Origin of the sequence: Sphaerochaeta sp. UBA5836 (assembly GCF_002432845.1) — a bacterium.
GTDB lineage: Bacteria > Spirochaetota > Spirochaetia > Sphaerochaetales > Sphaerochaetaceae > Sphaerochaeta.
This window is the reverse complement of sequence record NZ_DJGW01000052.1, coordinates 10552-10876: the sequence shown is the minus strand read 5'-3', so window position 1 is coordinate 10876 and position 325 is coordinate 10552. Positions and strand designations below refer to the sequence as shown.

Genomic DNA, 325 nt, shown 5'->3' with positions numbered 1-325 from the left:
GGAAGGTTGGAAGACAAGAAGTTGCTCCCTTTCAACTACATCATGGCACGTGACGAGAGCCTGAGTGAGGAAACCCGACAAAAATTCGCCCGGCATGAGCAGATGGTGCTGCTTTGCGGTCCGGTCCTGGCTGTTGAAGAACGCAGGCACGGGTTTCGTGATACGCTGTGCATGGTTGCAACCATAGCAACGGAGATGGGGCATCTGGATCTGGTGTTCTCAGCAAAACAGCTGGCAAAACCACTGCAGAAGGGATCCTACGTGGTAGCCAGCTGTATTGTCAGTGCCGATGTGCTGACCGACTAGTGGGCTGTAAAGTCTAGTG

The 325-nt window shown here is 53.5% G+C and carries 1 pseudogene; it reads left to right on the top strand.

Annotated elements, in window-relative coordinates:
- Window positions 1-306 (top strand): annotated as a pseudogene (locus B3F49_RS03880) (hypothetical protein); the annotation flags it as partial.
- Between the last annotated feature and the right edge of the window lie 19 nt (window positions 307-325).